Below are 12,586 nucleotides of genomic sequence, written 5' to 3'. Positions count from 1 at the left end.
TCTCCGCCTCACCGAGGGCGGCGCAGTTCACAGGATCTGGCGCGATCCAACGACCGGACGCGACCCGGATCAGCGCGTCACCCACTCATGTCACGCGAGACCTCGACCCGCGAGAGGCTGGCATCCGGGGTCCCGGTGAACAGCCCGCGCCACTGCGGTGGGCCAATGGCATCGATCAAGCAGTTCCAGGTCACCTTCGACTGCGCGGAACCTGAGCGCGTCGCTCGTTTCTGGTGCGAGGTGCTGGGGTACGTCGCACCGCCGCCGGAGGGGTTTGCCACTTGGGACGATTTCGATCGCGCACTGCTCCCTGAGCAGCAGGGTCCGGCGTTCGCCTCATGCGCTGATCCCTCGGGTGCGGGCCCGCGGCTGTTCTTCCAGCGCGTGCCCGAAAGCAAGATCGTCAAGAATCGGCTCCACCTTGACGCGCGGGTCGGCACCGGGCTCGTGGGTGAGGAGCGCCTCGCCGCACTCGAGGCCGAGTGCGCACGACTGGTCGCGCTCGGCGCGGTACGCGTACGGCTGCTGCTCGCCGACGACGACAACGAGTCGTGCCTCGTGATGCGGGACATCGAGGGCAACGAGTTCTGTCTCGACTGAGAGACCGCGAACGTGTCCTCTTTCTGCCCCCATGGGCCAGGACGAAGAACCGCCCCCGACCTGTCAGGGCGCTGTGGCACAGATCGCCGGGACCGTCCTCGCGGCCATCTCGGTGGCGGAGGCCTGACGGCACAAGGCGGCGGAAGCAGTGGGGCCCGAACCGAAGCCCGGGCTCCACTGCGTTGTTGGCCGAAGGGGTCGCTGCCTACGGAAACCGGTTTGGAGCCATTCGCTGTTCCCCACGCGGTAACTGAGGAGAGCGAGACCGGCGGCGGCGCGGTGCTGGTAAGCGCGCGGTCCGGGGACGCCGGGGGCGCGGGCTTGCGGGCATGACGGTGCCAGTGGCAGGTGAGTGCGGCGAGGAACGCCGTGGTGGTGTCGGGGTTTTCGGCGGTGGCGGGATGGTCGCGGAGCAGGCGGGCGATGTCTGCGGGCGCGTGCCCGGCGAGGACGAGTTGCGGCGCGAGGGAGGCGGCGTCGATGCAGACCGGGCCGGAAGATGGCGTGAGCCCCGCGCTCGTCCTGGCAGCCGTGTGATCGATGGGCAACCATTCCCGCGACCTGATGGTCATGTCCGTGCCATCCGCGTACCGGGTGGGCATGATCAGCTCCGCCTCGGGACGTTCCTGAGGCGCTGGAGCATGGGGGAAACGCCTTCATGCATCACCGCACCACCGTGGCAGGCTTCGCCGGGGCCCTCGCCCTGTCCGCGCTCACGATTCCGGCGGCCGCCCAGGCGGATGACTTCTCGGGCGACATCAGGATCACGAAGGTGGTCGTCAACGGGTCGTGATGACGCACGCGGTCTCGTTGCGGTGTGGTCGGCCGGGTCCCGGCGAGACGGCAGAGTTCGTCACGGCGCGGTCGCGGGCTCGCGGTCCCGGCGAGCGAACCTCACCGGGACCGCGCCACACCACTGGGCCGCACCACCGGGCCGACGCACGCCGGCCTCCCGGCGCCGGCCCTCAGCGCCCCAGGACGACGAGGGCTCAGCCCTTCGCCACGAGCTGGAGGATCTGCCGGGCGTGCTCGATGGACCCGTCGACGGTGTCCACGTCGTACATCGAGTCGATCATGAAGTGGTCGATGCCCGTCCGCTCGTGGACCTCCTTGACCGTGTCGGCGACCCGCTCCGTGCTCGTGCCGGCGTCGATGTTCACCCGCAGCACGGTGTCGATCGCCTGGGGATCACGGCCGGCCTGCCGGGCCAGTTCGTCCAGCTGCGAGCGCTGCGCGACGAGCCCGTCGATGTCGACGTAACCGGGGACGACGATCAGCGGCAGCCAGCCGTCACCGCGTCGGGCGACACGGCGCAGTGCGCGCTCGGACATCGCTCCCAGGTAGAAGGGCGGACGCGGCTGACGCGCCGGCTTCAGCGGCGAGTGGTGCTCGGGCACGGAGAGCTGCGCGCCCTCGTACTGTGCCGGGTCGGTGGTCCAGATGGCGTCGAGGGCGTCGAGCAGTTCCTCCATGCGGGCACCGCGGCGGGTGAAGTCCAGGCCGGCCGCCTGGTATTCCTCGGGGGACCAGCCGACCCCGAAGCCGGGCAGCAGGCGTCCGCCGCTGATCAGGTCGATCGTCGTCAGCGACCGGGCCAGCTGGACGGGCGGGTAGAGCGGGGCGACGAGGACGTGGGAGCCCAGCAGCACCCGGCTGGTCGCGGCGGCGGCGACGCCGAGGAGGACGAACGGGTCCGCCGCGGGGTTCAGTTCCTCCGGGATGGTGTCACCCTGCCCTCCGTATCCCACGACGGGACGGACCGCGGCCAGGTTGCGGTCCCCCACCCACAGGCTGGCACCCCCGGCCTCCTCGATCGCCGCGGCGAACGTGCCCGTCCGGGCGACGCCGTACGCCTGGTGGTGGAACTGGGGGAGGGCGAAACCTATCTTCATGCCGTCCTTCACACTGTGTTGCTGCCGGACGCGGCACTTCAGCTCCGCACCGGCATGATCCTCATCGGGTGAAGTTCACCCTAAGCAGGTCCTTGCACCTTCAACCTTCAGCGCGCCGTGCGCAGTTGGCACGATATGGACGAAGCCGGGGCACCCGTTCCCCAAAGGCTGTGAAGAGCACCGGGCACGGCCGGGTCACGGAATCCCGCGAGCCGGTGATGCCGTGCGAGAAAAGGTGCCGCGCCGACTGGACGTCCCGGGCCGCCCGTACGTCTTCGGCCGCAACGAGACCTTGACGCCCACCACCGCCGAACTCGCCCTCACCAACGGGACGGGACGGCGAAGAGCAGCACGGCCGTGGCCGACTTCCCCGTCTCAGCCATCCGGCACAGACCCGGGCCCCGCACCGCTGCCTGCGCCGGGCGGAGCCCTCTCACACCCGCAGCCTGCTCGAACCACCCCAGGGGAGAACGTCAGCTCCTCGCACCACGGGCGATGCGGTACACCACGTTCGGACGCAGTGGCCCTTCGGGCTCGGTGGGGTCGTCGAAGTCGTCGGCCGGGTTTCGGGTCATGCCGATCCGGCGCATCACCGCCTGCGAACGGAGGTTGGCGGCTGTGGTGACAGCGAGGATCTCGGGAAGCCCAAGAGTGTCGAAGCCATGGGCCAGGACGGTCAGCGCGGCCTCGGTGGCGTACCCGTGGCCCCAGGCCGAACGGGCGAGCCGCCAGCCGATCTCCACTCCCGTGAACGGTATGTCGTCGTCCACTTCGTCCAAGCCCGCGAAGCCGATGAACTCGCCCGTGGCCTGCACCTCGACCGCCCACCATCCGTAGCCTCGCCGGTCGAACTCGGCCCGGAACCGCGTCACGGAGGCATCGCTCTGCTCGCGGGTGAGCAGGTCGCCCAAGTGCTCCCGAACCTCGGGATCGGCGTTCATCGCCGCCCACGGTTCGAGGTCGGAGTCACGCCACCGGCGCAGGACGAGGTGATCGGTACGCAGTTCAGCCATGCCGCCCAGCCAACGTGAGCTCCGGCCCCGAGGCAATCCCTTTCCTTCCGGGCGCCACCACCGTCCACCGCACGGATCGTTCCCGGGGTGAACGAAGCGACCAACGGGATGACGTCCCGCCGGGTGGTGCGGAAGGGCTCCACGGTGGAATGCTCGGGGTCCTTCCCCCTCGCGTACACCGCCTGGCGGTGTCTGCTCCCCGAGAAGGAAGCAGTCGGCGTGCAACCGGCCCCAGTGGACGAACGGTTCAACCTTGGAAGGCACATGGTGGGCCGGCCCCGGTGCGACCTGTTTCACCTGCTGGAGCCACTTCGTCCGGCAGTGGCCGGTGGACCGTTCGGATCACACCGTGAGCTTGACCGCTTCGATCCACAAGTCGTTGTCGCGGGTGCCGGCGTAGGTGAACTTGTACCCGACCCCGGGCTCGTCGCATTCCAGGCCGAGCCAGGCGTCGTTGTGGACGTAGACGGACTGGCAGACGGTGCCGCCGCCACTGTCGACGCTGATGCTGAACCCCATCATGTCCGGGGCGCCCTCCTCGGTACTGCCGACGTAGTTGTCGATGCCGTCGGCGGCATTCGGCCACGGATCGGGGTAGTGCCCCTCGCCCTTGGTCGACGCGGGGTCGGGGACGAAGGCGCCGCCGGCTGTGCCCTTGGTTCCGGACACGGCGGTGTTGACGGCCTTGATCGGCTTCCCCGAGCCCGCTGTGCCGGCTGTTTCGCCGTCGCACACGGCGTCGCTCCAGCCCTGGCCCGCCACATAGACCCGGTAGCAGATGTGCCGTCCGCTCGGATCCTCCGCGGCCAGTTGCTGGACGGCGATCGCTGCGGTCCTCTCCGGTGCGCTGGTCTCCTTCTCCTCGGAACCACCACCCCCCGCCCCGGCTCCTTCTCCTTCTCCTTCTCCGGCTCCGGCTCCTTCTCCTTCTCCGCCGGCCTGCTGTGTCTCGGTCACGGCCGGGGGTGCCGTGACGCCGGCGGCCGGGGCCTTCGGCGCCTCGGGGGCCGGTGAGAGAGCGGGCGGCGGCAGCGTGCTGGTGCCGGCTTCCTGGAGCCTTTCGGTGGCCAGGGAGCGGACGTCGGGCTTGTAGGACAGCCAGATCACGACGAACGCGATCGCCAGCGCCAGGAACAGCCCCATCATCGACGCCAGCCATCCGGGCAGGAAACCGCGCTGGACGAACGTCCCGTCCACGCTCTGCGGATCCACCCCCGAACGCTGCACCGCCAACGCGTACGGACGCTCCTGCTTCGAACCGAACCAGATGATCTCCCGCGGCTTCAACCGCGCCTTGACGAACACCGCCCGCCCCGGCTCGATCTGCACATTGCCCGGATCCAGATCGAACGACAACTGATCACCGTTGTCACTGCCACTGAGCGACGCGGTCACCCTCGTATTACCGAGATTGTCCACCGCCAGCTTCGGACGCCCCCGCAACCGCCCCTTCACCACCGGCGGAACCAACTCCGCTCGCACCTCCGTGAACGGCGTGACCGTCACATTCCCCTCGGGAACGGTCGTCGCCTCCGGATGCTCCGTCGGCGTGATCCGCACCGCATACGGATGCGGACCCGCCGCCGCGTCCGACGTACGCGGCGGAGCGAACGACACCTCCACCGTCCCCGTCGTCCCCGGATACAACCGCAACGACTGCGGCTCCACCCGCGCCCACGGCGCGAGATCACCCACCGGCTCGAACCGGTACTCGTCCACCACGTCACCGGTGTTGCGCACCCGCAACCGCACCGTCGCACTACCACCGGGATCCACCGTCGTCGACGCCGGCTCAAGAGAAGTCCATAGGCTCACTCCCGGACGTTAAACGCAGCAATGGCGCCGAGTCAGGAAGCTACGGGGCACGATGATTGCCCGAAGAGGCGAGACCGGCTGCCCTCGCTCCCGGTGGGCGTTCGCGGCTCTGCCGTTCCTCGTGTCACCCTCCCTCGGGACCACCGAACTGCACACCGTCGCCCTCAGAGCCGGTCCCCTCGCTGCCTGCTCCGTGGCACGGAGCCACCGGCGGCCGGCACGGTTACCGACAGGACTTCAGAGGACTGCCCCGCCCGGGTTCCTGCTCGGTCCCGCCCGGCACCTGGTTCACTCCGTGCCTCTCCCACCGAATCGCTCATGCGCTCTCGACCAGCCGGAAGACAGATCCGTCGGAGTCATCGGAGCCGAGACAGCGGCCGCAGACTGCGGCCGGGCTCCACTGTCCTCTTCCGGTCCGTCTGGGGGACGGGCCGTCGGCTCTCCCGCCGACGTGCGTTGATACAGGCCTCGGCCTGGACGGACGGCAAGAGGCCGGTCCGATCGCGGCGCGCTACGCGGCCAGCCCGGGTTCCAGGAGGTCCAGCGCCTCCGTCCAGCAGAAGTCGCCGGTGCCTCCCCCGGGCTTCGGTCGGTGCGGTTCGTGCGAGCCGACCAGAACCCCCATCCCGGTCAGCCGTTTGGTGTGCGGGACCAAGCGGTGACCAAGCGGTGACCATCCTCGTCACCACGGACACGAACGCCCCCGTCGACCATCCAAGAATTCACAAAAGCCATAACCCGTTGACAACGTAAACGTGAAGACGCCTCCCTCCTTGGAGGGCGAAGGTATACGCTCCGTGCAAGATGTACCCATCTTGCACGCGACGGGCGAACAGGGGGAGGGCCGGTGGGCCTGGAGACGGTCGACGGACGGTTTCGGATCACGGGGGTCGTGGGGCGCGGGAACATGGGCGAGGTGCATCGGGCCGAAGACCTTCAGGCGGCCCCGGACTCCCCGCACCGCCAGGTCGCGGTCAAGACCGTGCTGCGCGGCCGGACCGGGGTCGCGGTCGACACCTCGGGGTCCGGCAAGGAGATCGACCGTTTCCGCCGCGAAGTGCGGATCATGCGCATGCTCTCCCAGGGCCACCCCAACCTCACCCTGCTGATCGACGGCGGTGTGGATGATGCCCCAGGCGCCAGCGGCCTCCCCTACCTGGCCATGGAGCTGCTGGACGGCCATCCGCTCGCGGACCTCATCGACGAGGAGCCCCAGCTCCCGGTCTCCTGGGTCGCCGCGATCGGGGCGCAGATCGCCGCCGGGCTCACCGCCGCGCACACCGCCGGGGTCGTCCACCGCGATCTGAAGCCGGCCAATGTGATGCTGACCGGCGACGGCACCGTCAAGATCCTCGACTTCGGCATGGGCTCGATCGTCGACGACCCCGACCAGACGCGGCTGACCAGCACCGGCGCCAGCCTCGGCACGGCCCGCTACATGGCACCCGAGCAGTTCCGCGCCGAACGGGTCTCCGCCCCGGCCGACCTCTACGCGCTCGGCTGCATCCTGTACGAGCTGCTGATAGGACGCCCGCCGTTCTCCGCCCGGACCCCCTTCGAGCTCTCCGAACAGCACCAGCACGAGCAGCCGCCCCAGTTGACCCTGGTGCGCCCGGACCTGCCCGCCGGGCTGGTCCGGCTGGTGGAGCGCCTTCTGGAGAAGGACGCCGAACTGCGGCCCGACAACGCCGCCGTGGTCCGTGAGGTACTGGTCCCGCTCGCGCTCGCGCCGGACGACACGGCCACCCTGCTGGCTCCGCACTGGCGGGTGATGGACCCGGTGGCGCGGCTGCGCGCCCTGCTCCCGGAGCGTGCCCCGGCCGCGCCGGCACCCGTGCCGCGCAGGGAGCCGCGCCTGCCCGACGCGATGGACGTCTTCGGCATCCACGCCGACCTGATCGGTGAGTACGAGAGCTTCACCAAGAGCGGGACGGTGATCCGGGACGCCCGGATCACCGGCTTCGTCGAGGACGACCTGGCGGCGAAGTCGCAGTGGCCCGACCCGTGGCTGTCGCTGAACCCGTTCTTCGCCGACGGCGGCCAGGTGACCGACCTCGTGCGGGACGGAGTGCTGCACCCCAGGTGCGCGGAGATCTTCCAGGCCGACAAGAAGGAGACGTCGCCGCGCCCGGACGGCCGGCCGCTGACCTTCCACCTCCACCAGCGGCAGGCGATCGAGGCCGCGCAGGCGGGCGACTCCTACGTGCTGACGACCGGCACCGGTTCCGGCAAGTCGCTGGCGTACATCGTGCCGATCGTGGACCGGGTGCTGAAGAAGCGTCAGGCGGCGGGCCCGGACGCGGGGGGCCGGGTGCGCGCGATCGTCGTCTACCCGATGAACGCGCTGGCCAACTCGCAGCTCGGGGAGCTGGAGAAGTACCTGCGCCACGGTTTCGGCAAGGGCCGCGAGCCGGTCACCTTCGCCCGCTACACCGGCCAGGAGTCCACCGAGGAGCGCCGTGAGCTGCGCAAGAATCCCCCGGACATCCTGCTGACCAACTACGTGATGCTGGAGCTGATGCTGACCCGGCCGGACGACCGGTCCAGCCTGATCCGCATGGCCGAGGGGCTGCGGTTCCTCGTCTTCGACGAGCTGCACACCTACCGGGGCCGGCAGGGCGCGGACGTGGCGTTCCTGATCCGCCGGGTCCGCGAGGCCTGCCGGGCCTCGGCGTCCCTCCAGTGCATCGGCACCTCGGCGACCATGTCCACCGAAGGTTCCTGGGAGGACCAGCAGCGCGAGGTGGCCAAGGTCGCGGGGCGGCTGTTCGGTACGACGGTGCTGCCGAAGCGGGTCATCGGCGAGACCCTGGTCCGGGCGACCGACGAGGCACCGGCGACCGTGCCCGCCGAGCGGCTGCGGGTACCGGCGGCGCCCCGCTCGTACGAGGCGCTGACGAAGGACTCGCTGGCCCGCTGGGTGGAGTCCCGGTTCGGTCTGGAGCACGAGGAGGGTACGGGGCGGCTGCGCCGCTGTGCCCCGGGCACCGTCGAGGAGGCGGCGGCCGAGCTGGCCGCCGAGTCCGGGGTGGCCGAGGAGAGCGTGCGCGAGGCGATCCGGACGACCCTGGAGGCGGGTGCGCAGGCCAAGAACCCGAGGACGGAACGGCCGCTGTTCGCGTTCCGGCTGCACCAGTTCCTCTCCAAGGGCGACACCGTCTACACGACGCTGGAGGATCCGCTCACCCGGCCGCTGACCCGCACCTACCAGCTGGAGCAGCCGGGCAGCGGCGGCAAGCCGCTGTTCCCGCTGGCGTTCTGCCGCGAGTGCGGCCAGGAGTACCTGACCGTCTGGCGCACCGAGGAGGGCGGCGCGTTCCGTTACGAGCCTCGCCGGGACACCTCCGCCTCCGGGGGCCGCGACGGCGAGGGCTACCTGTACCTGGGCATGCCGGGGCAGGACTACGAGTGGCCGGCCGATCCGCAGAAGGCCGTGGACGACCGGCGGCTGCCGGAGTCGTGGCTCGAGCCGGACGCGCAGGGCGTGATGGTCGTCAAGAAGTCCTACCGGCCCCGGGTGCCCAAGCGCGTCGTCGTGGACGCCCACGGCGACGAGTCCGGCGAGGGCCTGGTGGCGGCGTTCGTCCCGGCGCCGTTCCTGTTCTGCACGCACTGCCAGGTCTCCTACGAGCAGACCCGCGGCCGGGACTTCGCGAAACTGGCCACCCTGGACCAGGAGGGACGCTCCTCGGCGACCTCGCTGATCTCCGCGTCGATCATGAAATCCCTGCGGGCGGTGCCCGAGGAGAGCCTGGGCAAGGAGGCGCGCAAGCTCCTCACCTTCGTCGACAACCGGCAGGACGCCTCACTGCAGGCCGGGCACTTCAACGACTTCGCCCAGGTGACCCAGTTGCGCGGCGCCCTCCACCAGGCCGCGGTGCGGGCGGGCGAGGAGGGGCTGCGCCACGACGACCTCGCCGAGGCCGTCACCGGGGTGATGGGCCTCGCGCCCCGCGAGTACGCGGTGGGTACGGACCTGCCCCCGTCCATGGAACGCCGGGCGACGAAGGTCTTCCGGGACGTCGTCGGGTACCGCCTCTACCGCGACCTGGAGCGCGGCTGGCGCATCACGATGCCGAACCTGGAGCAGACGGGGCTGCTGCGGATCGACTACGAGGACCTGGACTGGCTCGCCGCCCGGCCCGAGCGCTGGCAGTCGGCCCACGCCGTGCTGCGCGACGCCGACCCGGCGCTGCGCGAGGAGGTCGCCCGTACGCTGCTCGACTTCATGCGGCGCGCCCTCGCCATCGACGTGCAGTACTTCCGCGACGACTTCGACACCCTGCAGCGGGCGAGCGAGGAGCGCCTCACCGGGCCGTGGGTGCTGGGTGACAGCGACCGGCCGGACGTCGGTACCGCCTACCCGTACGGCTCACGGCCGGGTATGGAGCGCTCCGCGCTGTTCCTGTCGGCGCGCGGCAAGTTCGGCAAGTACCTGCGGCGGAACATGCCCGAGCTGCGCGAGGCCTCCGTTTCCCTGGACGACGTCCAGGGCGTCATCGAGGACCTGCTGAAGGTGCTGCGGGACGCGGACCTGGTGCGCGAGGTGGAGGCGGTCCCCGAGCACTCCGGTCCGGCCTTCCGCCGCCGCGCGGCGCAGAAGCGCACCGGCTACCGGGTGTCGGCCGCCGCCCTGATCTGGCGGGCCGGCAACGGTGAGCGGGGCGCGGTCGATCCGCTGGCGCGCACCTACAGCAGCGGCGAGGGCCCGCGCGTCAACCCGTTCTTCCGCGACCTGTACCGCACCGCGGCCGCCGAGCTGGCCGGCCTGTTCGCGCGGGAGCACACCGCGCAGGTCACCCCGGAGGACCGGCTGGAGCGCGAGAGGCAGTTCCGCAAGGCCGAACTGCCCCTGCTGTACTGCTCGCCGACGATGGAGCTGGGCGTGGACATCTCCTCGCTCAACGCGGTGATGATGCGCAACGTGCCGCCGACCCCGGCGAACTACGCGCAGCGCTCAGGCCGGGCGGGCCGCTCGGGCCAGCCCGCGCTGGTGACCACGTACTGCGCGACGGGCAACAGCCACGACCAGTACTACTTCCGCCGCTCCCAGGACATGGTGTCGGGGCAGGTGGCCCCGCCGCGCCTGGACCTCGCCAACGAGGACCTGGTCCGCTCCCACCTGCAGGGCATCTGGCTGGCGGAGACCGAGATGAAGCTCGGCACCGCGATCCCGGACGTCATCGACGTCGCCTACGACCCCGAGGGCGAGGACCGCCCCGATCCGCGGATGGAGCTGCCGCTCCTCTCCGACATCAGTGACAGGTCCTGGGACGAGGACGCCCGCAGGCGCGCGGCCGCCGCCGCCCGTACCGTCCTCGCCCCGCTGATCGCGGACTTCGAGTCGACCACCTGGTGGTACGACGAGTGGATCGAGGACCGGATCGAGCGGGCCCCGAAGGAGTTCGACGCCTCCTTCGACCGGTGGCGCGAGCTGTTCCGGGCCGCCGTCATCGACCAGTACGAGCAGAACAAGCGGGTCGTCGACCACACCCTCTCCCCCGGTGAGCAGGTCCGGGCGCGCACCCGCCGCCGGGAGGCCGAGACGCAGACGAACCTGCTGCTGAACCGCTCCGCCGAAAACAAGTCGGTGATGAGCGACTTCAATCCGTACCGCTATCTGGCGTCCGAGGGGTTCCTGCCCGGCTACAACTTCCCGCGGCTGCCGCTGGCCGCGTACATCCCGCGCTCCGGCAACCGCCGCAACGCCGACGGGGACTACCTGCAGCGTCCCCGGTTCCTCGCGATCCGCGAGTTCGGGCCCGGTGCGCTCATCTACCACGAGGGCGCCCGCTACCAGGTCACCCGGGTGCAGTTGCCGCCGGACACCTCGGGCGACCTGGCGACGGCGGAGGCCAGGCGCTGCGACGGCTGCGGCTACCACTACGACGTCAAGGTCGGCTCCGACGTCTGCGCGATGTGCGGCGAGCAGCTGAGGGGCAAGCGCACCGGCCTGCTCCACCTGCACACCGTGTACACCACGCCGCGCGAGCGGATCTCCTCCGACGAGGAGGAGCGCCGCCGGGCCGGTTTCCGCCTGGAGACCTCGTACGCGTTCCAGGACCACGGCGCCCGCAAGGGACGCCTCACCTCGCACGTCACCGACGCCGGCGGCGGGCCCGTCCTCGACCTGGACTACGGCGACTCGGCGACCGTCCGCATCACCAACCTGGGCCGCGTCCGCGACAAGGAGGGCGAGCCGGACGGCTACTGGCTGGACCTGGGCGACGGCCGCTGGCTCAACGACCGGGCCGCCGCGGACGCCATCGAGGGCACCGGCATGCCGGTGGTCGACGAGGACGGCAACGAGAAGCGCCGCAAGAAGCGCGTCCTGCCGTACGTGGAGGACCGCCGCAACATCCTCGTGCTCACCCTCGACGAGCCGGAGCCCGAGCCGGTGGCGTGGTCGTTCCTGTACGCGCTGGAGCGGGGCATCGAGGCGGCGTTCGAGCTGGAGGACTCCGAGCTGACCGCGGAACTGCTGCCGCCGGACGACGGCCCGCGCCGCCGCATGCTGTTCACGGAGGCCGCCGAGGGCGGCGCCGGTGTGCTGCGCCGGATCCAGCACGACAGGGACGCTCTCGCCAGGGCCGCCCGGACCGCCCTGGAGATCTGCCACTTCGACCCGGACACCGGCGAGGACGAGGGCGGTCCGGCGGACGGCGAGAAGTGCGCCCGCGGCTGCTACGCCTGCCTGCTGACGTATGCCAACCAGACGCACCACCGCCAGTTGAGCCGGCACGCCGCCCGCCCGCTGCTGCTGCGGCTGGCCGGCGCCCGCACCGAGCGGGAGGATCGCGGCGAGTCCCGCAGCGAGCGGTTCCGCAGGCTCGCCCCGGCGGTCGGCGACACGAACACCGCGCCGCCGGCCGCGTCCGCGAGCGTCCCGGTGCCGTCGCCGACCCCGGTGAAGACGGACCTGGCGGCCCTCGTCGCGCAGGGGGACCTGCTCGGCTGGCTCAGGGCGAAGGGCTACCGGCTGCCGGACGAGGTCGACGCCTTCGTCGGCGGGGCGGACGCCCGTCCCGACCTGGTCTTCCGCCTGGACGGCGCCGACCTCGCCGTGTTCGTCGACGTCCCCGGCCACCCGGCCGACTCCACCCGCGGCATCGAGGCCGGCTACCGCCTGGAGGAGGCCGGCTGGGACGTCCTGCGCTTCCCGTCGGACGCGGACTGGGACGCCATCGTCGACCATAACGCCGCCTACTTCCATCTCCGTTGACCGCCTCGCCCCTTCCCGACTTCTCGACCTTCAGGAACTGAGAG

The 12,586-nt window shown here is 70.9% G+C and carries 7 protein-coding genes; 3 read left to right on the top strand and 4 right to left on the bottom strand.

All coding sequences use genetic code 11. The features are described from left to right. Nucleotides 1–165 precede the first annotated feature (165 nt). Both V4Y04_RS29555 and V4Y04_RS29550 read left to right on the top strand, forming a co-directional pair. On the top strand, nt 166–600 hold the full coding sequence (locus V4Y04_RS29555) for a VOC family protein (RefSeq protein WP_332431419.1): 435 nt from the start codon (nt 166–168) through the stop codon (nt 598–600). A gap of 658 nt (nt 601–1,258) precedes the next feature. Beyond that, nucleotides 1,259–1,393, top strand: coding sequence for a hypothetical protein (locus V4Y04_RS29550; protein WP_443080106.1), 135 nt, complete (start codon nt 1,259–1,261; stop codon nt 1,391–1,393). 196 nt (nt 1,394–1,589) lie between these two features. Here V4Y04_RS29550 and V4Y04_RS29545 read toward each other — a convergent pair whose 3' ends face one another. The 4 genes from V4Y04_RS29545 to V4Y04_RS29530 all read right to left on the bottom strand — a co-directional run bounded on the left by V4Y04_RS29545 (nt 1,590) and on the right by V4Y04_RS29530 (nt 5,975). Continuing rightward, nucleotides 1,590–2,492 carry a TIGR03619 family F420-dependent LLM class oxidoreductase gene (locus V4Y04_RS29545; protein ID WP_332431418.1) on the bottom strand — a complete coding sequence of 301 codons (903 nt, stop codon included), beginning with the start codon at nt 2,490–2,492 and terminating at the stop codon, nt 1,590–1,592. Between the two features lie 473 nt (nt 2,493–2,965). Next, nucleotides 2,966–3,505: a GNAT family N-acetyltransferase gene (locus V4Y04_RS29540; protein ID WP_332431417.1), complete on the bottom strand. Its 540-nt coding sequence runs from the start codon at nt 3,503–3,505 to the stop codon at nt 2,966–2,968. Between the two features lie 342 nt (nt 3,506–3,847). Further along, a complete protein-coding gene (locus tag V4Y04_RS29535; protein ID WP_332431416.1) occupies nt 3,848–5,320 on the bottom strand; it encodes a hydrolase in 1,473 nt (490 codons plus the stop codon). Between the two features lie 511 nt (nt 5,321–5,831). After that, complete coding sequence (locus V4Y04_RS29530) at nt 5,832–5,975, bottom strand: hypothetical protein (RefSeq protein ID WP_332431415.1); 144 nt, start codon at nt 5,973–5,975, stop codon at nt 5,832–5,834. A 192-nt stretch (nt 5,976–6,167) separates the two neighbouring features. Between V4Y04_RS29530 and V4Y04_RS29525 the strand changes: the two genes are divergently transcribed. Then, nucleotides 6,168–12,542 (top strand): protein kinase domain-containing protein, encoded by a 6,375-nt coding sequence (locus tag V4Y04_RS29525; RefSeq protein WP_332431414.1) that lies wholly within the window; start codon nt 6,168–6,170, stop codon nt 12,540–12,542. The last annotated feature ends 44 nt before the right edge of the window (nt 12,543–12,586 follow it).

It is taken from the genome of Streptomyces sp. P9-A2 (genome assembly GCF_036634175.1).
In the GTDB taxonomy this organism is placed as follows: Bacteria; Actinomycetota; Actinomycetes; order Streptomycetales; family Streptomycetaceae; genus Streptomyces; species Streptomyces pratens.
This window is presented reverse-complemented; position numbering and strand designations above follow the sequence as displayed.

What these genes read in the sequence shown, in the direction of transcription:
- V4Y04_RS29550 (WP_443080106.1), top strand. Translation starts at nt 1,259, where the DNA reads ATGCATCACCGCACCACCGTGGCAGGCTTCGCCGGGGCCCTCGCCCTG.
- V4Y04_RS29540 (WP_332431417.1), bottom strand. Translation starts at nt 3,505, where the DNA reads ATGGCTGAACTGCGTACCGATCACCTCGTCCTGCGCCGGTGGCGTGAC.
- V4Y04_RS29555 (WP_332431419.1), top strand. Translation starts at nt 166, where the DNA reads ATGGCATCGATCAAGCAGTTCCAGGTCACCTTCGACTGCGCGGAACCT.
- V4Y04_RS29545 (WP_332431418.1), bottom strand. Translation starts at nt 2,492, where the DNA reads ATGAAGATAGGTTTCGCCCTCCCCCAGTTCCACCACCAGGCGTACGGC.